Below are 22,821 nucleotides of genomic sequence, written 5' to 3'. Positions count from 1 at the left end.
TGTCTGGTATTACTTCGACAACTCAGGCTACATGCTTGCAGAGCGTTGGAAGAAGCACTCAGACGGTAATTGGTACTGGTTCGATAAATCAGGTGCCATGGCAACAGGTTGGAAGAAGATCGCTGAAAGCTGGTACTATTTCGATGTAGAAGGTGCTATGAAGACTGGTTGGGTTAAATATAAGGAAACATGGTATTACCTCGACAGCAAGGATGGCAACATGGTATCTAATGCCTTTATTCAGTCAGCTGACAAGACAGGTTGGTACTATGTCAAAGAAGACGGCACACTGGCAGATAAGCCAGAGTTTACTGTTGAGCCTAACGGGCTCATTACTACAAAATAAAACGAAAGGAAACTTTCTAAAATGTTCTTTCACCGCAGGCAATAGCTTGCGGTTTTTTGTTTGCAATAAAAAAAGCAGTGACCGAAATCACTGCTTATCAGCTATAGCAAATTCATAGAGCTTTTCTGCCGTTAGAAGCGCCATTTTGTCCATGCTTGTTTTTCCTTTTCTGAGGTCAGAAACAGTAGTCCAAGGAACTCCAGCGCCTTGCGAAATAGCAGATGTAGACATCGGGCTGTCTAATAATTCTTGAATAATTTTTCTCATACTTATTTGTCCTTTTTATTCTTTAGATAAATATATACATTGACTGCAATTATAAAAATAGCTATTGCACTAACCATTGCTTTTCCTCTTTTCATTTGATAAAATAGAGGTGTGAGGGGCTTTCGCCCCCACCTCTTAGCGTTTACCTTTTTCTTTTGCGGGAGTTGGGTTTACGCTTTTTATTTTGTCTTGCGACTGTTATTGCAGTCACCAGACTTGCGATAGCAGTTACTGTTTCAGGAATATTGTCTATTGCCTTTTCAAGTAATCTGAGCCAATCTTCTTTGTTCAATTTCATCACCCCCTTTCCTTATCTTGATTATATTATATCACGGTATACCGAGAAAGTCAATAGTTTTGATGAAGTTTTTTTAAAAAAACATGGGGCACAAATGGGGCATAAGGTGCAAACTTTTGTATTTTTATGGTAAAAAATAAGTGTAAGTCACCTCTTATAAACGCTTATTTCAAGCCTTTTCTGGCTTATGTATTCTTATTTATGTAGTGTCTTTCAGTTACTCTTAAATAATAGAGCAACTACATTAGTAGCTTAAAAACATGATTAAACCGCTATTCGTAAGAGTAGCGGTTTTTCGTGTTTTATATAGGTAGTACTCTAAAGATAATAATTTATAAGTATGAGTTGCCATTTCAACAAAGGGATTATATAATAGTAACATAGGTATGAAAGACTAATCTTATAATTTATAGTTTTCATTTTAAAGGAGAAAAGATGGTATTAAATTTATTTGATATTATTCGATATGAAGGTGAAGATACTCGAAATATACTTGCTTGGAGACATCCTAAGACGAATATCAAGATAGGAGCAACTGTAATTGTAAATTCTGGTCAGCGTGCTGTGTTTTTTTCAAATGGAAGAGCAGTAGCTATTTATGATGCTGGTAAACATAAGATTGAAGGAAATGATATTCAGGCTACTTCAGGAATAAAAAACTTTCTAAGTGGAGGTATTTCATCTGACTCAACATTTTTGTGGTTTGTAAACATGTATGATTTACAACCGATTGGGTGGGGAACTTCTTCACCTATAATGGTTCGAGATCCAGAAAGTGATATTCCTGTTGAGTTGAAAATACATGGGAATTTTATTCCTCGAATTGTAGATTTGGAAGCTTTTATACTAGAATTTATGCCAAGTCACCCTGATCTTATAACAGCTGCTATTTTACAGAAACGATTTAGACAAACTGCTAGTGGACTGATTAGTTCAGCTATTTCTCAAGTGATATATAACTATAAGATTCCAATTATTGATATTGAGATGCACAGTTTTGATATAGCTAATGATTTGTCTGAAATTTTATCTAGCCATTTTGCTAAGTATGGAATTAGTATTGAAGAATTTAATATTGAGGCTTTAAAGGTAAATCAGAATAGCAATGGATACAGAGAAATCTTTAAATTCCACAAGCAAATTTTGGAAGCCAAAAGCAAGCAGGTGGGTCGAGATATTGAAGAATATACTTATCAAGAAGAGAGGCAATTTGATATTTTAGAAGAGGCAGCAAAAAATAATGATTCTGCAGGAAATCTAATGGGAGCAGGCGTGGAAATAGCTATGGGACTTGGCTTGGGAGCTAAATTTAGCAACTTGGTGGATCATATTGAAGATAGGAAATCATTTGACAAAGATGTTAAACAGCATCAAACTGACCTCAAAGGAGAAATAGTCTTAGCTAAGTTTTGTAGCCAATGTGGGACTGCTTTTTTGGAAGGAGCGAACTTCTGTTCTAATTGTGGGCATAAAAGATAGTTTAAATTATTGTAAAAAATCATTTTTATATCATTCTAGTTTAAGTATCATCTTTAGTTTTTTGGAAGTCTGGCATTTCCAGAGTTTCCCTTTTTCATAGCAATCTAAAAACTAAGATTTCTTTATGTTTAGAACATTCTATTTATGTAATTGTAAGTATGGAAATGTATGAATAAATACAAAGTAGCATGAAGAGTATTTGGAAATTTTTTAAGAGAGTAGGGGATTTACTTAGACAAGTTCTATGACAGGAGGATAGTGTGGATGTATCAAGTATTTCGTTTATTAAGTATACTTTTTATGGGATTGACAAGTGCAACATTTTTTCTTTCACTATGGGCCGTAACTCTATTTCTTGAACATGGTAAGCCGATTTTCTCAATAGTGACACCTATTATTTTTTCTTTATCAGGTTTCTTTTTGTCTTCCTTTGCATTTTATAGCTTTGGTGTTTTAGAAAATATAAAAATTAAAGTCAAAGCTTTGGATGAGATATATAATGGGAAAGCTCTTTATAGAGAATATATAGCAACTAGAGGAGAAGATAGGTGAAACAGTATATTAAGAATAATTGGAAAAAAGGCTTTCATTGGTTAATTTCAAATATAGGAATACTCTGTTTTGTAGTTTTATCACTTGCTATCTTTTCTATAGATGATGGACCAACAATCTTTATATTGAAAAATCTTGATTTTATAATTTTGGCAAAATCTATTGGAATTCCCGTTGTTGTCAGTTTTTTAGTTTTATCATTTCAAAATGTTACCTTTGTGCCAGTTGCTTTAGTTATTTTATATTTGTTTCGAGAAACAATTAAAGATTCCTTTTCCTTGAAGAAATTAAAACAGAAGAATTTACTTCAAATGCTTGTTTTAATCATTTTATCATCACTTTTTGAAATTGAAAAATCTAGGGAATGGTCTATTCGATTTCTATTTCTTTTAGCTCCTTGGTATTTGTTTAGTGTGATCTCAATATTGGTAATGACTTATCGTAAGTCAAAGAGAGAAGAGGAAGTTAAGAAACGAAATCAAATACAAGCTTTATTCGCCTTATTTGAAAAGCACCAGATTAACAAAAATACTTATCCTGTTATTTGTCCGTCATGTAGTGGTGAGAATTTGCTCAACTTAGGGCAAGGTAAATCATGTGTCTATTGTGGTGCTTGGTTATCCAGAAAGGAAATATAAATGAGACGCTATCGTTTGATCATTTCAAAATTTGTCTTTCCCGTAGTATCTTTTATATGTATTGTCTCAGGATTGAAATTTTATCAGTACATAGATAACTACATGAGATGGATATTAGGAAAAAAAGAAGGTTCACTTCATGATTTCTACTTTATGTGGCATTTATTAGTAACAATTTTGTTTGTTTTATTTTTCCTATTTTTGATTCTATCCTCTTTTTTATTCTTAAAACAGCCACGGATGAAACAATATGACAAAGCTTTGATAACAGTTCTTCAGTTCGAAGAACAAGGTGAAGATGTTATTGAAATTAAGGGAAAAGAATTGCGAGATGAGTTATCTTATCGACTATCAGCAAAACGTGTTTATTGTCCTACTTGCCATAAGCCAACAGATGGAGTAATTGGAACTAAATTGACCTGTGCAAATTGCAGTAAAACTTTTATAGTTTCTTGATTTTAGGATAGTCGAAATGCTATTATCTTATAGCTGTTTTGATATTGTTTCTAAAATCTAGTAAGTTTATTTACTTGAAAATACCGCTATTCTTGGGAGTAGCGGTTTTTCTTTTTATGTTCCATGGGGCAAAAAGGGAAAGTAATTTTTAAAAGTGAGGAGAGTTAGATTGAAAGAATCATATTGAGAAATCGAAATGATGGATATTCGTATCATGTCATAAATCGTTATCAAACGATAATATTGATTTTCTTACAAATTAAGAGTATAATTTATGGAAATGAGTGTTCACTCAATTTTTGTGAAATTAAGGAGTAAAGAAAATGGTTGTTGAAGCAATAGAGTACAGTCGTTTCGGTAACGAAGAGGTATTGGATTTGGTGAAGATCGACTCTACAGCCTTGGATGTAAATCAAGTGAGAGTAGAAGTTCATGCTGTTGGCTTAAATCCTATTGATTATAAAACTTTTGAGGGAGCGAAACCCCTTCGATTTCTATCTTTTATAACGAAATTAAGGAAACCAAGTCGTTGGTTTGAATCTAAATCATCTTTATTTCCAAGAGGTGTGGGGAGAGATTTTTCTGGAGTTATTACAGAAGTTGGAAATGAAGTAACTAGGTTTTCAGTAGGAGATAAGGTGTTTGGAACAATGATTAGCGATCCTGGTTTGGGAACTAAGAGGGGAGCTTTAGCAACAGAAATTTGTGTCAATGAATCGGAAATTGCATTGAAACCAGAGATGATTGACATGACTCACGCAGCTACTATGGGAGTAGCTTCTCTAACAGTGGGAGGTTCTTTTAGAAAGATTGAGCTAAACTCTAAAGATGTTGTAGTTATTTCAGCTGCAGCAGGAGGTATTGGAAGTATTGCAGTACAGTATGCAGTTGCTAAGGGGGCGACAGTGATCGGAATAGCAAGTAAGAAAAATGCAGAGTATCTGAAGTCTTTAGGTGCCATACCAGTAAGTTACGAAGAGAACATCAAGAAGGCTCTTCTATCAGCTAGTCTAACGCCTATTACAAAGTTTTTGGATTGTTATGGATCTGATTATGTTAGATTGGCTTTTAGTTTAGGTTTGAAGGGAACAGCTATTGGGACATTAGTACCTTCACCCTATGTTATGATAAAAGGTGCTCAGTTTACTGGTCCGAGACATTCTACATACGATGATTTTAGCACTTTATATGAAATGGTCTCAGAAGGGAAGGTTCAGCTGAAAATTGATCAAGTGTATGACTTTTCTCTAAAGTCAGTTAGAGAAGCCTATCGTAGTCTGAAAATGGGACACAGTCGAGGCAAAAAAGTCGTAAAAGTAAGAGAGTAGAAGAGAGGTGCTAGCGATGGAAAGTTTAGAACAAAAGTATGCTCAGACGTTAGAAGCTAGCAACTTGAGCTTAAAACAACGTCGAGTATTATTATCAAGCTTAAAATTATTCTCAGAAATTGGATTTGAAAATACAACGTCCAGCCTTATTGCCGAACGCGCTGGAGTGTCAGAAGGAACTGTTTTTAGTTACTTTAAAACAAAGGAAGGTATTTTAGAAGCCATTTTATCTACTTTTCTAGAACAGGTTATTCCAGAAGTGATTGCGTATTTCTCAGAAAAAAAATTCACAGTAGATCAAGAAACTTTTCCCTTCTTTTTAAAAAGTATTGTTCGAGATAGGCTCTTTTTTATTCAGGAGAATCAAATGCATGTTAAAATTCTCTTGGGGCGTTCTTTTATTGATAAAAATCTTTCTATCCAGTTAGGAAATATTATTGTTCAATCTATAATAGAACCAATTAGCCCTGTTTTGAATCAATTTAAAGAAAAAGGACTTATTCTAAATTGGTCAAATGAAAGAATTGTTCGATACATTTTAGCATTGAGTTTTTCTTATCTTATTCCCATGATGTTGAATGATGAAGGAACTATAAACATAGATGAAGCAGTTGATGAGATTGTTGAATGTTTGTCATCTGCCCTAATGAAAGTAAAATAAATTCTGATGTTAAAACTCACTGTTAATGGTGAGTTTTTCGGATTCAACATAAAAATCCCCAATCATAGTGATTGAGGATTGAGCAAATGAATCTTAAACAATACCTTGGGCAATCATAGCGTTTGCTACATTTTCAAAGGCAGCAATGTTAGCTCCTGCAAGGTAGTCTTTATCAAGACCGTATGTTTCTGAAGTTGTTTTAGCTGTGTTGAAGATGTTTGTCATGATATCTTTGAGACGTCCATCAACTTCTTCACGAGTCCATGAGAGGCGAAGGCTATTTTGGCTCATTTCAAGGGCTGAAACGGCTACACCACCAGCGTTGGCAGCTTTGGCAGGTCCGTAGAAGATACCATTTTCTTTGTAAACTTTGATGGCATCAAGGTCGCTTGGCATGTTGGCACCTTCAGATACACAGATAACTCCTTGAGCAACCAAACGTTTAGCTGCTTCACCATTGATTTCGTTTTGAGTAGCACATGGAAGAGCGATATCATAGTTTCCAGCGTAAGTCCATACAGAACCTTCATGATAAGTAGCGGTTGCTTTCTCAGCTGCATACTCAGTCAAACGAGCGCGACGTTTTTCTTTAACGTCAACCAAAAGATCGAAGTCGATACCATTTTCATCGATGACATAACCATTTGAATCAGATACAGAGATAACAGTTGCACCAAGTTCAGTCGCTTTTTGAAGAGCGTATTGAGCAACGTTACCAGAACCTGAAATAACAACTTTCTTACCAGCAAAGCTGTTGCCGTTAGCTTTAAGCATTTCTTCAGTATAGTAAACCAAACCGTAACCAGTTGCTTCTGGACGAATCAAGCTACCACCAAATCCAAGAGGCTTACCAGTCAAGACACCAGCATCAAATTGGTTAAGGCGTTTGTATTGACCGTAAAGGTAACCAATCTCACGTCCACCAACACCGATATCACCAGCAGGTACGTCAAGTGATGGGCCGATGTATTTTTGCAATTCAGTCATGAAGCTTTGGCAGAAGCGCATCACTTCAGCATCTGTTTTACCTTTAGGATCGAAGTCTGATCCACCTTTACCTCCACCGATTGGAAGTCCAGTCAAAACGTTTTTAAAGATTTGTTCAAATCCGAGGAATTTCAAAATCCCTTGGTTTACAGTTGGGTGGAAACGAAGTCCGCCTTTGTATGGTCCAACAGCTGAGTTGAATTGAACACGGTAGCCGCGGTTAACTTGAATGTTTCCATCACGGTCAACCCAAGGAACACGGAAAGAAATCACGCGTTCTGGCTCAGTGATACGTGCCAAGATATTTTCTTCGATATACTCAGGGTGTTTTTCAAATACAGGTTCCAAAGTGTTGAAAAATTCTTCAACAGCTTGGAGGAATTCAGCCTCGTGCCCGTTACGAGCTTTTACAGTTTCAAACACGCTTTGGATATATTCTTTAGCAGATGTCATATCGTTCTCCTTAAATTCTAATTTAATTATGTGTGTCATTATAGCAGAATTTTTTTTAACTGTAAAGAGGAAAAACAAAAATTTTCTAAAAATTCTTTCAATTTACAAAACCGAATGTTTTAGATAGAAATTAGTTTCTCAAAGAGAAAAGCTGAAAATATGGTATAATATTAGCAATAAAAGGTATCTGGAGGATTAGAATCATGGTATCAACGAAAACACAAATTGCTGGTTTTGAGTTTGACAACTGCTTGATGAATGCAGCAGGTGTGGCTTGTATGACGATAGAGGAGCTGGAAGGAGTTAAAAACTCAGTGGCAGGAACTTTTGTGACCAAGACAGCGACCTTGGACTTTCGTCAGGGAAACCCTGAGCCACGTTATCAAGATGTTCCACTTGGTTCCATCAACTCTATGGGCTTGCCAAATAATGGCTTAGACTATTATTTGGACTATCTTTTGGATCTGCAGGAAAAAGAGCCGAACCGGACTTTCTTCTTATCTCTAGTTGGTATGTCTCCAGAGGAAACCCATACTATTTTGAAAAAAGTCCAAGAGAGCGAGTTTCGTGGTCTGACTGAACTAAACCTCTCCTGTCCAAATGTTCCAGGTAAACCTCAGATTGCCTATGATTTTGAGACAACTGACCGGATTTTGGCAGAGGTATTTGCCTATTTTACCAAACCTCTGGGAATTAAATTGCCACCATATTTTGATATTGTTCACTTTGACCAAGCGGCAGCTATTTTCAATAAGTATCCTCTTAAGTTTGTAAACTGCGTCAACTCTATCGGAAACGGCCTATATATAGAAGATGAGTCCGTCGTTATTCGTCCTAAGAATGGTTTTGGTGGGATTGGTGGGGAGTACATCAAACCGACTGCTCTAGCGAATGTTCATGCTTTTTATCAACGTTTAAATCCTCAAATCCAAATCATCGGAACAGGTGGCGTTCTGACTGGTAGAGATGCCTTTGAACATATCCTCTGTGGAGCTAGTATGGTGCAGGTGGGAACTACCCTTCACAAAGAAGGAGTTGGTGCTTTTGATCGTATTACCAATGAACTGAAAGCAATCATGGCGGAAAAAGGGTACGAAAGCCTAGAAGATTTCCGTGGGAAATTGCGCTATATTGATTAAATTCATTAAAAAATCAGAAGAAAGGAGAGAAGATGCTAGCCATTGAAGAAAGTCAGAAGTTGACTTTATCAAATTTACCTATTCTGAGCCTATTTACAGGGACAGATCAGGGTCAGTTTGAAGTTATGAAGAGTCAAGTATTGAAACAGATTGGTTATGATTCTGCCGACCTCAACTTTGCCTACTTTGATATGAAAGAAGTAGTTTACAAGGATGTGGAACTGGAGTTGGTCAGTCTTCCTTTCTTTGCGGATGAGAAAATCGTGATATTAGATCATTTTGTCGATATCACAACTGCTAAAAAGCGCTTTTTGACAGATGATGAGCTCAAGTCATTTGAGGAATACTTTGACAATCCTTCACCAACAACCAAATTGATAATCTTTGCAGAAGGAAAGCTGGATAGCAAAAGACGGTTGGTTAAATTACTTAAGCGTGATGCCAAGGTCTTCGATGCAGTAGAAGCTAAAGAACAAGAACTGCGCCAGTATTTTCAAAAGTGGAGCCAGAAAGAAGGTCTGCAGTTTGCCAATCATTCTTTTGAAAATCTCCTCATCAAGTCTGGTTTTCAATTTAGCGAAATCCAGAAAAATCTCCTCTTTTTACAGTCCTATAAAGAAGACTCTGTTATCGAGGAAGAGGATATTGTTAACGCAATTCCCAAGACCTTGCAGGACAATATTTTTGATTTAACTCAGTTTATTCTGACTAAAAAGATGGATCAGGCGCGCGATTTGGTTAGAGACTTGACCTTGCAAGGTGAAGATGAAATTAAGTTGATTGCCGTCATGCTAGGACAATTTCGGACTTTTACTCAGGTGAAGATTTTGGCGGAGTCTGGGCAAGCAGAATCTCAGATTGCAAGTAGTCTAGGAAGTTTTCTCGGACGCAATCCAAATCCCTATCAAATCAAGTTTGCGTTGAGGGATTCGCGAGGACTTTCCTTGAGCTTTTTGAAGCAAGCTATTTCCTATTTGATTGAGACAGACTATCAGATTAAAACAGGTCTTTATGAAAAAGGTTTCCTTTTTGAAAAGGCACTCCTACAGATTGCTAGTCAGGTAAATTGATATTTTTTTGAAACTACAACCCGCGTCAGGATTATCTTGTCGTGGGTTTCTTGCTGATTTGCTTGATTTATACTCAATGAAAATCAAAGAGCAAACTAGGAAACTAGCCGCAGGCTGCTCAAAACACTGTTTTGAGGTTGTAGATGAAACTGACGAAGTCAGTAATCATACCTACGGCAAGGCGACGTTGACGCGGTTTGAAGAGATTTTCGAAGAGTATTATTAGAATATATTTCAGTGATTTCCTTATCTATAAGCAAAAAACTTGAAAAAAGTGAATGTTTGCGTTATCATTTTCATATAGAAAGAAAAAGAGGTATTACAGATGGCTATTATCTTACCAGATCTTCCATATGCATACGACGCTTTGGAACCATACATCGATGCGGAAACAATGCACTTGCACCATGACAAACACCATCAAACTTATGTCAACAATACTAATGCAGCTCTTGAAAAACACCCTGAAATCGGTGAAGATCTTGAAGTCTTGCTTGCTGATGTAGAATCTATTCCAGCTGATATCCGTCAGGCACTTATCAACAATGGTGGTGGACACTTGAACCACGCTCTCTTCTGGGAATTGATGACTCCTGAGAAAACAGCTCCATCAGCAGAACTTGCAGCAGCAATCGATGCAACATTTGGTTCATTTGAAGAATTCCAAGCAGCCTTCACTGCAGCAGCAACAACTCGTTTCGGTTCAGGATGGGCATGGTTGGTTGTCAACAAAGAAGGTAAACTTGAAGTGACTTCAACAGCAAACCAAGACACACCAATCTCAGAAGGCAAAAAACCAATCTTGGGCTTGGACGTTTGGGAACATGCTTACTACGTAAAATACCGCAACGTGCGTCCTGACTACATCAAAGCTTTCTTCTCAGTGATCAACTGGAACAAAGTAGATGAATTGTACGCAGCTGCTAAATAATGATAGTTGGAGGGAAGAATTGTTCTTCTCTTTTTAAGGTTGTATTATTTTGGTCTGACAAAATCGTCAGACTTTTTTCATTTTTATGAGAAACGTGCTAACTGCTAGAAATTATGGTAGAATAAAGTATTAAGTAATCGTGGAAAAAGGATATCTATGCGAAAAGAAATTGCACCTGAATTATACAACTATAACAAGTTTCCTGGTCCTGAGTTTCATTTACACGGGGACAAGGTTGAAACGGAAGGGATAGCTTTTTCCTTGGTGGAAAATATCAAGGAAGCCTTTGATGTGACGACTTTTAATCAGCGTTTTTCAGAAGTCTTAACTAAGTTTGATTATATCGTGGGAGATTGGAGCAACGAACAGCTTCGCCTACGAGGTTTTTACAAGGATGATCGAACAGAAGAAAAACTTGAAAAAATCAGTCGTTTACAAGACTACCTTTTAGAGTATTGTAGTTATGGTTGTGCCTATTTTGTCTTAGAAAATGAAGCCCCTAAGCGAGCATCGTTTGACAAGAAAATGCGTAAGAAGGAAGAAGAAACACCTTCTAAAAAAGGAAAGAAACCGGCTCAAACCAAACGAAAACCGAATGCAGATAAGAAAAATCGACGTCGTCAGAAAGACCAGCATTCTCAGAAAGAGGATAAGGGACAACGTCATTTTGTCATTCGTCAGAAGTGAGTAGAGAATAAGGAGAAGAAATGAAACCGTCAATTTATAGTTTAACACGTCAAACCATGCAGGAATGGGTTTTGGAGCAGGGAGAAAAGAAATTCCGTGCAGATCAAATCTGGGAATGGCTTTACCGTAAACGTGTCCAGTCATTTGAAGAGATGACCAACCTTTCCAAGGATTTGATTGCTAAGCTTAATGATCAGTTTGTGGTCAATCCCTTGAAACAGCGTATCGTGCAAGAGTCTGCTGATGGGACAGTTAAATATCTTTTTGAATTGCCAGATGGAATGCTGATTGAGACAGTACTCATGCGTCAACACTACGGTTTATCTGTCTGTGTGACCACTCAGGTCGGCTGTAATATCGGTTGTACCTTCTGTGCCTCTGGTTTGATTAAGAAACAACGTGACCTCAATAACGGTGAAATCGTAGCGCAAATCATGCTGGTTCAGAAATACTTTGATGAGCGTGGACAGGACGAACGTGTCAGTCATATCGTTGTCATGGGAATCGGTGAGCCTTTTGATAACTACAAAAATGTCTTGAATTTTGTTCGTACTATCAATGATGATAAAGGAATGGCCATCGGTGCTCGTCACATTACGGTTTCAACTTCAGGTTTGGCCCATAAAATTCGTGATTTTGCTAATGAAGGGGTTCAGGTTAATCTTGCCGTTTCCCTTCACGCACCTAACAATGAATTGCGCTCAAGCATCATGAAGATTAACCGTGCCTTTCCGATTGAAAAACTCTTTGCGGCTATTGAGTACTACATTGAGACAACTAATCGTCGTGTGACCTTTGAGTATATCATGCTCAATGAAGTTAATGATGGTGTAGAACAAGCCTTGGAATTGGCTGAATTGCTCAAGAATATCAAGAAATTGTCTTATGTAAACTTGATTCCTTATAACCCAGTTAGTGAGCATGACCAATATAGCCGTAGTCCCAAAGAGCGCGTGATGGCCTTCTATGATACACTTAAGAAAAAAGGGGTCAACTGTGTGGTTCGTCAAGAGCATGGTACAGATATTGATGCAGCTTGTGGACAATTGCGCTCTAACACAATGAAACGTGACCGCCAGAAAGCAGTTGCAGTAGTCAATCCTTAATGATGAAGAAAACTTATAATCATGTTTTGGTCTGGGGAGTCATTTTCTATAGCATTTGTATCGTTTACTTTTGCTTTACTCCTCAAGAACATTCTCCCGTGGGAGTGGAAACTCCAGGTATTCAGCATCTTGGACGCCTGGTTTTTCTTTTGACTCCTTTCAATTCTTTCTGGAAACTGGGCCAAGTGAGTGACATTGGACAATTATATTGGATTTTTCTACAAAACATCCTCAATGTCTTCTTGCTTTTTCCTCTGATTTTCCAACTCCTTTATCTCCTTCCAAACTTAAGGAAAACAAAAAGAGTTCTTCTTTTCAGTTTTCTAGTGAGTCTTGGAATTGAGTGTACGCAGTTAGTCTTGGATTTTTTCTTTGATTTCAATCGCGTCTTTGAGATTGATGATTTGTGGACCAATACCTTGGGTGGCTATATCGCTTGGCTACTTTATAAACAATTACATAAAAACAAGATAAGGAATTAAAATGAGTATTTTAGAAGTTAAAAATCTGAGTCATGGTTTTGGTGACCGTGCAATTTTTGAAGATGTGTCCTTCCGTCTTCTCAAAGGAGAACATATCGGTCTGGTCGGTGCCAATGGTGAAGGGAAATCAACCTTTATGAGCATTGTGACTGGTAAAATGCTGCCAGATGAAGGGAAAGTCGAATGGTCTAAATATGTGACTGCTGGTTATTTGGACCAGCACTCTGTCCTTGCTGAAGGGCAGTCGGTGCGTGATGTGCTCCGTACAGCTTTTGATGAGCTGTTTAAAGCAGAAGTCCGAATCAATGACCTTTATATGGAAATGGCTGAAGACGGAGCGGATGTTGATGCACTTATGGAAGAAGTTGGAGAACTTCAAGACCGTTTGGAGAGTCGTGATTTCTATACCTTGGATGCTAAGATTGACGAAGTGGCGCGTGCCCTTGGTGTCATGGACTTTGGAATGGATACGGATGTAACTTCTTTGTCAGGTGGGCAAAGAACCAAGGTGCTTTTGGCTAAGCTTCTCCTTGAAAAGCCAGATATATTGCTTTTGGACGAGCCGACCAACTACTTGGATGCTGAGCATATTGACTGGCTCAAGCGCTATCTCCAGAACTATGAGAATGCATTTGTCCTTATTTCACATGATATCCCATTCCTGAACGATGTGATTAATATTGTCTATCATGTGGAAAATCAACAGCTGACGCGTTACTCTGGTGACTACTACCAGTTCCAAGAAGTCTATGCCATGAAGAAATCCCAGCTGGAGGCGGCCTACGAACGTCAGCAGAAAGAGATTGCCGACCTCAAGGACTTTGTTGCTCGGAACAAAGCGCGTGTTGCAACACGAAACATGGCCATGTCTCGTCAGAAGAAATTGGATAAGATGGATATTATCGAACTCCAAAGTGAGAAACCAAAACCATCCTTTGATTTTAAATCAGCTCGTACGCCAGGGCGCTTTATCTTCCAAGCCAAGGATTTGCAGATTGGTTACGACCGTCCTCTGACTAAGCCTTTAAATCTTACCTTTGAGCGCAATCAAAAGGTTGCCATTATCGGTGCTAATGGTATCGGGAAAACAACTCTCTTGAAGAGTCTCTTGGGGATTATTCCGCCAATTGCTGGGGAAGTTGAACGAGGTGATTACCTAGAACTTGGTTACTTTGAACAGGAAGTAGAAGGTGGCAATCGTCAAACACCACTTGAAGCTGTCTGGAATGCCTTTCCTGCACTTAACCAAGCTGAAGTCCGTGCAGCCCTTGCCCGCTGTGGTTTGACAACCAAGCATATCGAAAGTCAGATTCAGGTCTTGTCAGGTGGGGAACAAGCCAAGGTTCGTTTCTGTCTCTTGATGAATCGTGAAAACAACGTTTTAGTGCTGGACGAGCCGACCAACCATTTGGATGTGGATGCCAAGGATGAACTCAAACGTGCTCTCAAAGAATACAAGGGATCTATCCTTATGGTCTGCCACGAACCAGACTTTTATGAAGGTTGGATGGACCAAATCTGGGACTTTAACAAGCTAACTTAAAAATGAGGAAAAAAGAAATACAGTATCGAATGCGGATACTGTATTTTTTGGTTTTTAAGATTTAAAATCGTAGTCTTTCACCACTTCGATGCTATCGATAGTAATAGCAGTCGTTGGTTTGTCTTTCTCATCTTTTTCGGCTTTAGCAATCTTATCTACAACATCCATACCGTCAATCACTTGACCAAAGACTGGGTGTTTGCCGTCTAGACTAGGGTTTCCCCCTTCTTTATAGGCTTCGATGATTTTCTTTGGATACTTGCTTGTAGGGAGTTTAGCAGAGGTATCTGTAGAATTTTGGTTGATAAAGAACTGGCTGCCATTGGTGTTTGGTTGACCAGTATTAGCCATAGAAAGAGCACCCCGGATGTTATAGAGATAAGGAGTAATCTCGTTTTTGAAACCAGTTCCCTTGTCTTTAGTCTTATCCTTGTCATGCCAGATGGACTGACCGCCTGTACCGTCCCCTTTGGGATCTCCAGTTTGAACCATGAAACCATCAATGACACGGTGGAAGGTAATGCCGTTATAGTAGCCTTCTTTGGCATGAGTGAGGAAGTTTTCAACCGCTAGAGGAGCGAGTTTAGGGAAGAGTTTGATACGGATATCTCCTTGACTTGTGTGGAGAATCACTTCAGCATCGTCTTCAGCAACTTCTTTAGATAGTTGTGGGAAATTGGCGTTTTCGTTTGTTAAAGCATCGTTTAACTCCTTGGCAGATTGGGCAGCTGCTTTGGAGCTTTCCTCAGCGGCCAAGCTAGAATCTACATAGTCATCACCACGCAGACTGCGTTGGATGCTGCTGCATCCAGCTAGGGCTACAGTTGATAGTAGAAGAAGGGTTGCTAGTTTTTTCATTCTATTCCTCTCAAAAATTCATTTCTACTATTGTACCCTAAAAAGAAGGGGATTTCAAATATTAGTGACAAGGTAGTTTTAGAGGAGCCAACCAGAAAATCCCTTGATTAGAGATTTTTCTTTGGATGACGGTCGACAATGTCCTGGTACTGTTTCAGTATCTGCTCTCCCTTTGGAGTCAATTTGTAGCCACGAACGGTAAAGTGACTTGCTAATTCTTCTTCTGAAAAGTTGTTATGAAGGCTTGGTCCAGATCTATAGCCTTCATTTTAGACAGTCCCGTGATTCCCTTGCTTTTCAGGATATTCTTTTTCATGGTAGCATTCAGATGATCAAGTGAATCAAAGGCTGTTTCTATGACAGCATAATCTTTTTCCACCAGAGTTTTTAGATGTTTAGGGGCATCAATGCCATAAGTGTATTCAAAGTATTTAGGGAACCAAGTTTCGGTGGTAAAAGTACCAAAGTTGATTCTCCATAGTAAAATGATATCACCTGCTAGTAAATCATCTGTTAATAATTCCATGTTTCTTTTGGGAACGGGCTTGGGATTTAGGAGCCAAGTATCCAAATCACGTTCAGGCGATATGAAGGGTTTGAGTTGATGGTCTTTATAAAATGTTTCTAATACTCTTCGAAAATCAAATTCAAACTACGTCAGCTTTGCCTTACCGTACTCAAGTACAACCTGCGGCTAGCTTCCTAGTTTGCTCTTTGATTTTCATTGAGTATAAAATAGTATTCACTGATAGCCTCTTTCAAACATTTATTTCCTACTTCAAACAAATTTATAAATGGTTTAAAAATTTTATAGTCTGTCAAGTTTTTTTCTTGACACCTGCCAGAAATCTGATATAATAGAACATGTGATAAATAGCTCGGCTATTTCACCGAAATAAAAAATAAGAAAAGAGACTTTAAAAATGGCAGTTAAAATCCGTTTGACTCGTATGGGTTCTAAGAAAAAACCTTTCTACCGTATCAACGTAGCAGATTCACGTTCACCACGTGACGGACGTTTCATCGAAACAGTTGGAACTTATAACCCACTTGTTGCTGAAAACCAAGTAACTTTGAAAGAAGACCGCGTTCTTGCATGGTTGGCTGATGGAGCTCAACCTTCAGATACAGTACGTAACATCCTTTCAAAAGAAGGCGTATTGAAAAAATTCCACGATTCTAAATTCTCAAAATAAGTTTAAAGTAGGTTGACAGATGGATACGATTGAAAATCTCATTATTGCGATTGTGAAACCCTTGATTTCACAACCAGATGCCTTAACTATCAAGATTGAAGATACACCAGAGTTTTTGGAATATCATTTGGATCTTGATCAAAGTGATGTGGGTCGTGTAATCGGTCGTAAGGGTCGCACTATTTCTGCGATAAGAACGATTGTCTACTCTGTCCCAACTGAAGACAAAAAAGTAAGAATCGTTATTGACGAAAAATAAGAAGGGCGGGACGAATGTCTCGCTTTTTTGCGAGAAGTGTAAAATTGCAGCTATTAAGTACCAACATGAACGTGATTTGGAAGGCTTTTTAAAGGGGGACTGGAAAAGAATGAACATTGATTGTATTTTAAACATAGATTGGGCAATGTACATTGATTGGTTATTGCGAATTTTACAGATTTCGACTTTTATAGGTGTAATTTTAAAAATTAGTTTTCAGAATAAGGCCTATATCAATAATATCGAAATTCAGGTAATTAAACCAATCGAATTTGATTCCTTACATACGAGATTTCATCATATATATGAGTTTAAACATGATGAAAATGATAAACATTATAACCATTTGATTTTTTATCCAAAGGAAGTTGATATTGAAATTATAGAATTTTATTCTTTAATCTATGATTCAAAAAGTAATCGTTTAGTTGATAATGATAAACTGCATACAGTTAAAAATTTAAAGAATTATACATGCTTATTGATTCATACAAATTTACCAGAGAATATGCCTAGTTTAAGAATGAAATGGAAAACAAGTCAGGGTGAAATTGGCGAGTATACATTTTATAGTAATATGTATAATGGGAATGTGAATATCTCATCTTTCAAATATAAATTAACATTAAAGAGGAAACTATTAGCATTTTTTGGACTATAGCGACACCTCTATGTATCTTCCTCCAACTTGAGAAAATCCTTGGAACGTGTTAAAATAAAGGATAAGGATTTTTAATAATTCATTAAATAGAACGAGTGGATTTCTTTATGAAGAGGATTGAAGTATCTACAGAAATTGGTAGTCTCTCTGTTACTTATCAAAAGCAAAAGAAAATGCTAGTTTGTTTAAGTGGCGCAGGTTTTCTACCAAGTTATGAAAATTTTTCACTTATACTTGAAAAACTTCCTCCTACAATTGGTTATTTGACAATTGATTTTCCGAACACAGGTAGGAGTCCGATTCATGACCAAGCTGGAAAAAATCTAGATAATCTTGCAGATGCGGTTTATGAAGTACTTGAAGAATTAGGGATTTCTGAATATATACTTTGTGTACATAGTTTGAGTGGAATTTTAGCTTGTGAATTGCTCAACAAACCAATTAAGTGTCAGGCTTTAGTAGCGCTTGAACCGACAACTAAAAAAGTAATGTTTGCTGATTTTTCAGAAAATCCTTATCCAGAAATGGAAGAGCAAATGAGACTGATTGAAGAATTTGGTCCTGAACTTTATTTTAAGAACTTAACTCAAGCAACATTTAGCCCTGAAATTAATAAAGAAATCTGGGAAATAATGCAAGAAAAAGGTTCAGAGTTGGAAAATCAAGATACAGGATTTCAGATATCTGGAGAGATTACTGAGGAAGATTTTGAGAATGTCTCGATAGAATCTCATGTCCCTGTATTTATTTTTTGTCAGCCTTATAGAGAAAAAGAGTACAGAGAATCAGAATATTGGACTTCCAATACTAAACTCATTTTAGGAGGGAATCACCATTATTTACAATGGTCAGAATCAGAAAAAATTGTGACTATTATTCGAGAATTGTCAGAATAAGATGGAAAGAAATAGAGTACAGGAGACAAGATGAACTACTTTAATGTTGGGAAAATCGTCAATACGCAGGGGTTGCAGGGTGAGATGCGAGTCTTGTCTGTGACGGATTTTGCAGAAGAACGGTTTAAAAAAGGGGCTGAGTTAGCTTTATTTGATGAAAAAGATCAGTTTGTTCAAACAGTGACTATCGCTAGCCACCGTAAACAGAAGAACTTTGACATTATTAAATTCAAAGATATGTACCATATCAATGCCATTGAAAAGTACAAGGGATACAGTCTCAAGGTTGCTGAGGAAGATTTAAACGATTTAGATGATGGTGAATTCTACTATCATGAGATTATCGGTTTGGAAGTCTATGAGGGTGATAACTTGATTGGAACCATCAAAGAAATCCTGCAACCAGGTGCCAACGATGTCTGGGTGGTCAAGCGAAAAGGTAAACGTGACTTGCTTTTGCCTTATATTCCACCAGTGATTCTCAATGTTGATATTCCAAATAAACGGGTCAATGTAGAAATCTTAGAAGGGTTAGACGATGAAGATTGATATTTTAACCCTTTTTCCAGAGATGTTTTCTCCGCTAGAGCACTCAATCGTTGGAAAGGCACGTGAAAAAGGGCTCTTGGATATCCAGTATCATAATTTTCGAGAATATGCTGAAAAGGCCCGCCATGTCGACGATGAGCCCTACGGAGGCGGTCAGGGGATGTTGCTCCGAGCTCAACCCATTTTCGATGCCTTTGATGCTATTAAAAAGAAAAATCCGCGTGTCATTCTCCTCGATCCTGCTGGAAAGCAGTTTAATCAGGCTTATGCTGAGGATTTGGCTCAAGAGGAAGAGTTAATCTTTATCTGTGGTCACTACGAGGGGTATGACGAGCGCATTAAGACCTTGGTGACAGATGAGATTTCCCTGGGGGACTATGTCTTGACTGGTGGAGAGTTGGCGGCTATGACCATGATTGATGCTACGGTACGCCTGATTCCAGAAGTGATTGGTAAGGAGTCCAGCCACCAAGATGATAGTTTTTCTTCTGGCCTTCTTGAATATCCTCAGTACACACGTCCCTATGATTATCGAGGTATGGTCGTGCCAGATGTACTGATGAGTGGACACCATGAAAAAATTCGTCAGTGGCGTCTGTATGAGAGTTTAAAGAAAACTTATGAGCGCAGACCGGATTTGCTTGAACATTATCAACTGACAGCAGAAGAAGAAAAAATGCTGGCAGAAATCAAAGAAAACAAAGAATAAAGGAGAAAGCTATGCAAGTAATCAAACGTGATGGAGAAATTGCTGAATTTAATCCAGATAAGATTTACCAAGCTATCTTAAAGGCAGCTCAGACTGTCTATGTATTGACAGATGATTTGCGTCAAAACCTTGCACAAGTCACTAAGAAAGTGGTTTTGGATTTGGAAGAGGCCAAGGTGGAACGTGCTACCATTAGCATGATTCAGTCTATGGTTGAACATCGTTTGCTGGGTGCAGGTTACATTACCATTGCAGAACACTACATTTCCTATCGTCTACAACGTGACTTGGAAAGAAGTGGTTATGGAGATCATATCGCAGTTCATTTACATTTTGAACAAGTTCGCTAAGAAAAAAGAGTGGGATGAAGCAACTACATCTCACTCTTTCTTAAATCTATTTTTTTGGGCTGTTTGGACGGTTGAAGGGACAAATCGTAGGCGTTGAATATCGCTTATGCGGATAATACGGGTCACATTTTTAGCAAAATTTTTCACGATAATTTGCTGGCGTTGATGATCGTATTTGATGATGTCACCTGTAAAACTTGTCTCAGACAAGATAAGGTGAACAGCAGTTTGTTTCTGGATAGCCTCTTCAATAGTGGCTGTAAGGGAGTTGCTTTCAGTATGGTCTGGTTCTTCATGTCCATTTAAAAAGTCATGTATTTTATCTAAAACTTGCTGGAATTTATGTCTCATATTGGCCTCCCTTCTTTTATATCAATATTATATAAAATTTTCCTAAAATCTACAAGATTTTACGAATAATCAAATGAAAGCTAAAAAAGGAGAAGAAAATGGCAGAATTTACATTTAAAATCGAAGAGCACTTGTTGACTCTTTCTGAAAACGAAAAAGGTTGGACCAAGGAAATCAACCGTGTGAGCTTTAATGGTGCTCCTGCAAAGTTTGATATTCGTGCTTGGAGCCCAGATCATACTAAAATGGGCAAAGGGATCACTCTCTCCAATGAAGAATTTCAAACAATGGTGGATGCCTTTAAAGGCAATTAAATTTTCAAAATGAAAGAAAAGGATATTGAGTCATAACAACTCGATATCCTTTTTTAGTTAGCAAAGTAAGCCTGATTTTTAAGGCGTTGAAGTAATGGACGGCTAATAAAACTAATAGCAATAATTTTACCAAGGTCTGGAATGATAAAGGGAAGAACTCCCACAACAAGAGCTTTTTCAAATGCCATTCCAGCTAGGAAATGCAAGCTGAGAATCCCTCCGATAAAGACAAGGGCATCACCCAAGAGGTTTGCAAGAAAAATCTTGACAACACCACTTTTGCTGTTGGTTAGAGAGGAAGTAAGTCCAGAGTATACAAGATAAAACCAAAGATAGCCTGCAGTGGGGCCAACTAAAGCCTGAAAACCAGCTCCTCCTCCTGCAAAGACAGGAAGACCGATAGCACCTAGAAGAAGATAGAGTCCGACAGAAAGTACAGCCTCTCTCGGTCTAAAGACAGTAGCAATCAAGCCGATGGCAAAGTTTTGCAGAGTGAAGGGGACGGGTCCAATTGGAAGACTGATTTGTGCCAAAACAGCAATGAGAGCAGCTCCAATAGCAGGGATAGCATAAACATGAGCTTTTTTCAAAATAGTTAACCTCTTTTCTGATGTATAGTAACTATTATACTCGTAGAGTAATTATTGTCAACCTATTTATAAACTCAAGGTAACAAAAACTGTAACGGCCGATTTGCTTACTAATTAAGTTCGATAATTATTTTGTTGATTCGAAAATTATCAAAAAAGAAGCAGACACATTTGTATCAGCTTCTTTTATTTCGATTAACGCATGGTTACAAATTCTTCAGATGCAGTTGGGTGAATTGCCACAGTTGCATCAAAGTCAGCCTTGGTTGCTCCCATTTTGATAGCAACGGCAAATCCTTGGATCATTTCATCAACGCCGTAGCCAATTCCATGAAGTCCGACAACTTTTTCTTCTGAACCAGCTGTGATCAATTTGAAACGTGTTTCTTGACGGTTGCAAGTGCAAGCAGAGTACATAGAAGTAAAGCTTGATTTGTAAACCTTGATTTTGTCTTGACCGTATTCTTTAATAGCTTGCTCTTCTGTCAAACCAACAGTTCCGATAGCAGGGTGTGAAAAGACAACAGTTGGAATAGTTGAGTAGTCCATTTTAGCAGTTGTTTTGCCGTTAAAGAGACGTTCAGACAAAGTACGCCCAGCCTTGATAGCAACTGGAGTTAGTTCTTTCTCACCCGTTACATCACCTAGAGCATAGATTCCCTCAACAACAGTATTTTGGTATTCATCTACTTGGATAAAGCCACGTTCGTTCAGAGTCACTCCAGCTTTTTCAAGTTGCAAGCCCTTAACGTTTGGACGGCGACCTGTAGCCCAGATAACTTGGCTAGCTGTGTGACTAGTACCATCTTCGAAATGAATGGTAATGCCCTCAGCAGTTTTTTCTAACTTGGCAGGGACTTTGTGAGTATGAAGTGGCAAGTTTGTTCTTTCCATTTCCTTTACCAAACCTTCAACGATGTAAGAATCAAAACCACGTAAAGGACGATCGCGACGAACAAAGAGATCTGTCTTGACACCAAAGGTGTGGAGTACGCCAGCCAATTCAACTGCGATATAACCAGCGCCTAGAATAGCAACTGACTCTGGAAGTTCTTCCCAGGCAAATACATCATCAGAAGAGCCACCTAGATCAGCACCAGGAATGTTTGGAATACTTGGATGGGCACCAGTAGCAATTACGATATGTTTAGCACGAATCAGTTCACCATTTACGCTGACAGTATGAGAATCTACAAATTCAGCATGACCTTTAATCAAATCTACACCGTTGCGTTTAAAACTGCCATCATAAGAAGAACGAGCGCGATCAATGTAGGCTTCACGATTGCGACGTAGGGTTGCAAAGTCAAAGTTAAGATCAGTAGTCTTAAAGCCGTAGTCTTCTCCAAATTGATGGAAAGTCTCAGCGATTTGTGCCCCGTACCACATGATTTTTTTAGGAACACAGCCGACGTTGACGCAGGTTCCACCTAGTTTCTTTTCCTCAATAACAGCCGCTTTGGCTCCGTGTTCACCAGCACGGTTCATGGTAGCAATTCCTCCACTACCTCCACCGATAGCAATGATATCATATTCTCTCATTTAAAACTCCTTTATACTCTTTTAAATAGTAGAGTGTCATTTTTTGATAGTCATATTCTATCTTTTTTTTTATCTGATTGCAAAAATTTGCTACGTTCAAAAAAAATTAAAGAAAAGGCTTGC

At 38.0% G+C, this 22,821-nt stretch carries 28 protein-coding genes and 2 pseudogenes; 22 read left to right on the top strand and 8 right to left on the bottom strand.

Going from position 1 to position 22,821, the window contains the following annotated elements:
- Positions 1-346: pseudogene (locus HMPREF2613_RS04845) on the top strand (autolysin); the annotation flags it as partial.
- Between the two features lie 87 nt (positions 347-433).
- Here the strand turns inward: HMPREF2613_RS04845 and HMPREF2613_RS04840 are convergent.
- On the bottom strand, positions 434-613 hold the full coding sequence (locus tag HMPREF2613_RS04840) for a helix-turn-helix domain-containing protein (RefSeq protein WP_070479365.1): 180 nt from the start codon (positions 611-613) through the stop codon (positions 434-436).
- Positions 614-755: 142 nt separating this feature from the next.
- Entirely contained in the window at positions 756-911 is a 156-nt protein-coding gene (locus tag HMPREF2613_RS11525; RefSeq protein WP_222563123.1) for a hypothetical protein, read from the bottom strand.
- 435 nt (positions 912-1,346) lie between these two features.
- Between HMPREF2613_RS11525 and HMPREF2613_RS04835 the strand changes: the two genes are divergently transcribed.
- The 6 genes from HMPREF2613_RS04835 to HMPREF2613_RS04810 all read left to right on the top strand — a co-directional run bounded on the left by HMPREF2613_RS04835 (position 1,347) and on the right by HMPREF2613_RS04810 (position 6,025).
- A complete protein-coding gene (locus HMPREF2613_RS04835) occupies positions 1,347-2,390 on the top strand; it encodes an SPFH domain-containing protein (protein ID WP_070479363.1) in 1,044 nt (347 codons plus the stop codon).
- Positions 2,391-2,654: 264 nt separating this feature from the next.
- Entirely contained in the window at positions 2,655-2,942 is a 288-nt protein-coding gene (locus HMPREF2613_RS04830) for a hypothetical protein (RefSeq protein WP_000285175.1), read from the top strand.
- Positions 2,939-3,580: a hypothetical protein gene (locus HMPREF2613_RS04825; RefSeq protein WP_070479361.1), complete on the top strand. Its 642-nt coding sequence runs from the start codon at positions 2,939-2,941 to the stop codon at positions 3,578-3,580. Before HMPREF2613_RS04830 ends, HMPREF2613_RS04825 begins: the two co-directional genes overlap by 4 nt.
- Positions 3,581-4,036 (top strand): hypothetical protein, encoded by a 456-nt coding sequence (locus HMPREF2613_RS04820; protein WP_070479359.1) that lies wholly within the window; start codon positions 3,581-3,583, stop codon positions 4,034-4,036. It begins immediately after the preceding gene.
- Positions 4,037-4,359: 323 nt separating this feature from the next.
- Positions 4,360-5,364 (top strand): NADP-dependent oxidoreductase, encoded by a 1,005-nt coding sequence (locus tag HMPREF2613_RS04815; RefSeq protein WP_070479358.1) that lies wholly within the window; start codon positions 4,360-4,362, stop codon positions 5,362-5,364.
- A 16-nt stretch (positions 5,365-5,380) separates the two neighbouring features.
- Entirely contained in the window at positions 5,381-6,025 is a 645-nt protein-coding gene (locus tag HMPREF2613_RS04810; protein WP_070479356.1) for a TetR/AcrR family transcriptional regulator, read from the top strand.
- A 93-nt stretch (positions 6,026-6,118) separates the two neighbouring features.
- On the opposite strand, the gene gdhA is transcribed toward HMPREF2613_RS04810, so the two are convergent.
- Positions 6,119-7,465 carry an NADP-specific glutamate dehydrogenase gene (gene gdhA, locus HMPREF2613_RS04805; RefSeq protein WP_070479354.1) on the bottom strand — a complete coding sequence of 449 codons (1,347 nt, stop codon included), beginning with the start codon at positions 7,463-7,465 and terminating at the stop codon, positions 6,119-6,121.
- Positions 7,466-7,668: 203 nt separating this feature from the next.
- Here gdhA and HMPREF2613_RS04800 point away from each other — a divergent pair, with 203 nt between their 5' ends.
- The 7 genes from HMPREF2613_RS04800 to HMPREF2613_RS04765 all read left to right on the top strand — a co-directional run bounded on the left by HMPREF2613_RS04800 (position 7,669) and on the right by HMPREF2613_RS04765 (position 14,423).
- On the top strand, positions 7,669-8,604 hold the full coding sequence (locus HMPREF2613_RS04800; RefSeq protein ID WP_070479351.1) for a dihydroorotate oxidase: 936 nt from the start codon (positions 7,669-7,671) through the stop codon (positions 8,602-8,604).
- A gap of 32 nt (positions 8,605-8,636) precedes the next feature.
- Positions 8,637-9,674 (top strand): DNA polymerase III subunit delta, encoded by a 1,038-nt coding sequence (gene holA / locus HMPREF2613_RS04795; protein WP_070479349.1) that lies wholly within the window; start codon positions 8,637-8,639, stop codon positions 9,672-9,674.
- Between the two features lie 325 nt (positions 9,675-9,999).
- Entirely contained in the window at positions 10,000-10,605 is a 606-nt protein-coding gene (gene sodA, locus HMPREF2613_RS04785) for a superoxide dismutase SodA (protein WP_070479347.1), read from the top strand.
- A gap of 156 nt (positions 10,606-10,761) precedes the next feature.
- Positions 10,762-11,292, top strand: coding sequence for a YutD family protein (locus HMPREF2613_RS04780; RefSeq protein ID WP_070479344.1), 531 nt, complete (start codon positions 10,762-10,764; stop codon positions 11,290-11,292).
- A gap of 20 nt (positions 11,293-11,312) precedes the next feature.
- Positions 11,313-12,398: a dual-specificity RNA methyltransferase RlmN gene (gene rlmN, locus HMPREF2613_RS04775; protein WP_070479342.1), complete on the top strand. Its 1,086-nt coding sequence runs from the start codon at positions 11,313-11,315 to the stop codon at positions 12,396-12,398.
- Positions 12,398-12,880, top strand: coding sequence for a VanZ family protein (locus tag HMPREF2613_RS04770; RefSeq protein WP_070479339.1), 483 nt, complete (start codon positions 12,398-12,400; stop codon positions 12,878-12,880). Before rlmN ends, HMPREF2613_RS04770 begins: the two co-directional genes overlap by 1 nt.
- 1 nt (position 12,881) lies before the next feature.
- Positions 12,882-14,423: an ABC-F family ATP-binding cassette domain-containing protein gene (locus HMPREF2613_RS04765; protein ID WP_020903214.1), complete on the top strand. Its 1,542-nt coding sequence runs from the start codon at positions 12,882-12,884 to the stop codon at positions 14,421-14,423.
- Positions 14,424-14,477: 54 nt separating this feature from the next.
- Here the strand turns inward: HMPREF2613_RS04765 and HMPREF2613_RS04760 are convergent, their stop codons facing one another.
- Together HMPREF2613_RS04760 and HMPREF2613_RS11520 are read right to left on the bottom strand one after the other, a co-directional pair.
- The gene (locus HMPREF2613_RS04760; RefSeq protein WP_070479336.1) at positions 14,478-15,281 is read right to left on the bottom strand and encodes a peptidylprolyl isomerase; all 804 of its coding nucleotides are present in this window, start codon (positions 15,279-15,281) and stop codon (positions 14,478-14,480) included.
- Positions 15,282-15,388: 107 nt separating this feature from the next.
- Positions 15,389-15,870: pseudogene (locus tag HMPREF2613_RS11520) on the bottom strand (hypothetical protein).
- A 334-nt stretch (positions 15,871-16,204) separates the two neighbouring features.
- On the opposite strand from HMPREF2613_RS11520, the gene rpsP reads away from it, so the two are divergent.
- The 7 genes from rpsP to HMPREF2613_RS04720 all read left to right on the top strand — a co-directional run bounded on the left by rpsP (position 16,205) and on the right by HMPREF2613_RS04720 (position 19,901).
- Entirely contained in the window at positions 16,205-16,477 is a 273-nt protein-coding gene (rpsP, locus tag HMPREF2613_RS04750) for a 30S ribosomal protein S16 (RefSeq protein ID WP_000268760.1), read from the top strand.
- A gap of 19 nt (positions 16,478-16,496) precedes the next feature.
- Complete coding sequence (gene kphA / locus HMPREF2613_RS04745) at positions 16,497-16,736, top strand: RNA-binding protein KphA (protein ID WP_000379617.1); 240 nt, start codon at positions 16,497-16,499, stop codon at positions 16,734-16,736.
- 109 nt (positions 16,737-16,845) lie between these two features.
- Complete coding sequence (locus tag HMPREF2613_RS04740; protein ID WP_025173173.1) at positions 16,846-17,397, top strand: hypothetical protein; 552 nt, start codon at positions 16,846-16,848, stop codon at positions 17,395-17,397.
- A gap of 107 nt (positions 17,398-17,504) precedes the next feature.
- Positions 17,505-18,293 carry an alpha/beta fold hydrolase gene (locus HMPREF2613_RS04735; RefSeq protein ID WP_070479334.1) on the top strand — a complete coding sequence of 263 codons (789 nt, stop codon included), beginning with the start codon at positions 17,505-17,507 and terminating at the stop codon, positions 18,291-18,293.
- Positions 18,294-18,323: 30 nt separating this feature from the next.
- A complete protein-coding gene (gene rimM, locus HMPREF2613_RS04730) occupies positions 18,324-18,842 on the top strand; it encodes a ribosome maturation factor RimM (protein WP_070479331.1) in 519 nt (172 codons plus the stop codon).
- Positions 18,832-19,551 carry a tRNA (guanosine(37)-N1)-methyltransferase TrmD gene (trmD, locus tag HMPREF2613_RS04725; protein WP_070479328.1) on the top strand — a complete coding sequence of 240 codons (720 nt, stop codon included), beginning with the start codon at positions 18,832-18,834 and terminating at the stop codon, positions 19,549-19,551. Before rimM ends, trmD begins: the two co-directional genes overlap by 11 nt.
- Before the next feature lie 11 nt (positions 19,552-19,562).
- Positions 19,563-19,901 carry an ATP cone domain-containing protein gene (locus HMPREF2613_RS04720; protein WP_001196041.1) on the top strand — a complete coding sequence of 113 codons (339 nt, stop codon included), beginning with the start codon at positions 19,563-19,565 and terminating at the stop codon, positions 19,899-19,901.
- A gap of 30 nt (positions 19,902-19,931) precedes the next feature.
- Here HMPREF2613_RS04720 and HMPREF2613_RS04715 read toward each other — a convergent pair whose 3' ends face one another.
- Positions 19,932-20,252: a hypothetical protein gene (locus tag HMPREF2613_RS04715; protein ID WP_070479326.1), complete on the bottom strand. Its 321-nt coding sequence runs from the start codon at positions 20,250-20,252 to the stop codon at positions 19,932-19,934.
- 98 nt (positions 20,253-20,350) lie between these two features.
- Here HMPREF2613_RS04715 and HMPREF2613_RS04710 point away from each other — a divergent pair, with 98 nt between their 5' ends.
- Complete coding sequence (locus HMPREF2613_RS04710; RefSeq protein ID WP_000807437.1) at positions 20,351-20,566, top strand: YdbC family protein; 216 nt, start codon at positions 20,351-20,353, stop codon at positions 20,564-20,566.
- A gap of 53 nt (positions 20,567-20,619) precedes the next feature.
- On the opposite strand, the gene HMPREF2613_RS04705 is transcribed toward HMPREF2613_RS04710, so the two are convergent.
- Positions 20,620-21,156: a biotin transporter BioY gene (locus HMPREF2613_RS04705; RefSeq protein WP_070479324.1), complete on the bottom strand. Its 537-nt coding sequence runs from the start codon at positions 21,154-21,156 to the stop codon at positions 20,620-20,622.
- 195 nt (positions 21,157-21,351) lie between these two features.
- Positions 21,352-22,698, bottom strand: a complete 1,347-nt coding sequence (gene gor / locus HMPREF2613_RS04700; protein ID WP_070479321.1) for a glutathione-disulfide reductase — start codon at positions 22,696-22,698, stop codon at positions 21,352-21,354.
- Between the last annotated feature and the right edge of the window lie 123 nt (positions 22,699-22,821).

The sequence above is a fragment of the Streptococcus sp. HMSC070B10 genome, from assembly GCF_001808665.1.
In the GTDB taxonomy this organism is placed as follows: domain Bacteria; phylum Bacillota; class Bacilli; order Lactobacillales; family Streptococcaceae; genus Streptococcus.
Note: the sequence above shows the minus strand (reverse complement) of the source record. Positions and strands in the feature narration are given on the sequence as shown.

What these genes read in the sequence shown, in the direction of transcription:
- HMPREF2613_RS04840 (WP_070479365.1), bottom strand. Translation starts at nt 613, where the DNA reads ATGAGAAAAATTATTCAAGAATTATTAGACAGCCCGATGTCTACATCT.
- HMPREF2613_RS11525 (WP_222563123.1), bottom strand. Translation starts at nt 911, where the DNA reads ATGAAATTGAACAAAGAAGATTGGCTCAGATTACTTGAAAAGGCAATA.
- HMPREF2613_RS04835 (WP_070479363.1), top strand. Translation starts at nt 1,347, where the DNA reads ATGGTATTAAATTTATTTGATATTATTCGATATGAAGGTGAAGATACT.
- HMPREF2613_RS04830 (WP_000285175.1), top strand. Translation starts at nt 2,655, where the DNA reads ATGTATCAAGTATTTCGTTTATTAAGTATACTTTTTATGGGATTGACA.
- HMPREF2613_RS04820 (WP_070479359.1), top strand. Translation starts at nt 3,581, where the DNA reads ATGAGACGCTATCGTTTGATCATTTCAAAATTTGTCTTTCCCGTAGTA.
- HMPREF2613_RS04815 (WP_070479358.1), top strand. Translation starts at nt 4,360, where the DNA reads ATGGTTGTTGAAGCAATAGAGTACAGTCGTTTCGGTAACGAAGAGGTA.
- HMPREF2613_RS04810 (WP_070479356.1), top strand. Translation starts at nt 5,381, where the DNA reads ATGGAAAGTTTAGAACAAAAGTATGCTCAGACGTTAGAAGCTAGCAAC.
- gdhA (WP_070479354.1), bottom strand. Translation starts at nt 7,465, where the DNA reads ATGACATCTGCTAAAGAATATATCCAAAGCGTGTTTGAAACTGTAAAA.
- HMPREF2613_RS04800 (WP_070479351.1), top strand. Translation starts at nt 7,669, where the DNA reads ATGGTATCAACGAAAACACAAATTGCTGGTTTTGAGTTTGACAACTGC.
- holA (WP_070479349.1), top strand. Translation starts at nt 8,637, where the DNA reads ATGCTAGCCATTGAAGAAAGTCAGAAGTTGACTTTATCAAATTTACCT.
- sodA (WP_070479347.1), top strand. Translation starts at nt 10,000, where the DNA reads ATGGCTATTATCTTACCAGATCTTCCATATGCATACGACGCTTTGGAA.
- HMPREF2613_RS04780 (WP_070479344.1), top strand. Translation starts at nt 10,762, where the DNA reads ATGCGAAAAGAAATTGCACCTGAATTATACAACTATAACAAGTTTCCT.
- rlmN (WP_070479342.1), top strand. Translation starts at nt 11,313, where the DNA reads ATGAAACCGTCAATTTATAGTTTAACACGTCAAACCATGCAGGAATGG.
- HMPREF2613_RS04770 (WP_070479339.1), top strand. Translation starts at nt 12,398, where the DNA reads ATGATGAAGAAAACTTATAATCATGTTTTGGTCTGGGGAGTCATTTTC.
- HMPREF2613_RS04765 (WP_020903214.1), top strand. Translation starts at nt 12,882, where the DNA reads ATGAGTATTTTAGAAGTTAAAAATCTGAGTCATGGTTTTGGTGACCGT.
- HMPREF2613_RS04760 (WP_070479336.1), bottom strand. Translation starts at nt 15,281, where the DNA reads ATGAAAAAACTAGCAACCCTTCTTCTACTATCAACTGTAGCCCTAGCT.
- rpsP (WP_000268760.1), top strand. Translation starts at nt 16,205, where the DNA reads ATGGCAGTTAAAATCCGTTTGACTCGTATGGGTTCTAAGAAAAAACCT.
- kphA (WP_000379617.1), top strand. Translation starts at nt 16,497, where the DNA reads ATGGATACGATTGAAAATCTCATTATTGCGATTGTGAAACCCTTGATT.
- HMPREF2613_RS04740 (WP_025173173.1), top strand. Translation starts at nt 16,846, where the DNA reads ATGAACATTGATTGTATTTTAAACATAGATTGGGCAATGTACATTGAT.
- HMPREF2613_RS04735 (WP_070479334.1), top strand. Translation starts at nt 17,505, where the DNA reads ATGAAGAGGATTGAAGTATCTACAGAAATTGGTAGTCTCTCTGTTACT.
- rimM (WP_070479331.1), top strand. Translation starts at nt 18,324, where the DNA reads ATGAACTACTTTAATGTTGGGAAAATCGTCAATACGCAGGGGTTGCAG.
- trmD (WP_070479328.1), top strand. Translation starts at nt 18,832, where the DNA reads ATGAAGATTGATATTTTAACCCTTTTTCCAGAGATGTTTTCTCCGCTA.
- HMPREF2613_RS04720 (WP_001196041.1), top strand. Translation starts at nt 19,563, where the DNA reads ATGCAAGTAATCAAACGTGATGGAGAAATTGCTGAATTTAATCCAGAT.
- HMPREF2613_RS04715 (WP_070479326.1), bottom strand. Translation starts at nt 20,252, where the DNA reads ATGAGACATAAATTCCAGCAAGTTTTAGATAAAATACATGACTTTTTA.
- HMPREF2613_RS04710 (WP_000807437.1), top strand. Translation starts at nt 20,351, where the DNA reads ATGGCAGAATTTACATTTAAAATCGAAGAGCACTTGTTGACTCTTTCT.
- gor (WP_070479321.1), bottom strand. Translation starts at nt 22,698, where the DNA reads ATGAGAGAATATGATATCATTGCTATCGGTGGAGGTAGTGGAGGAATT.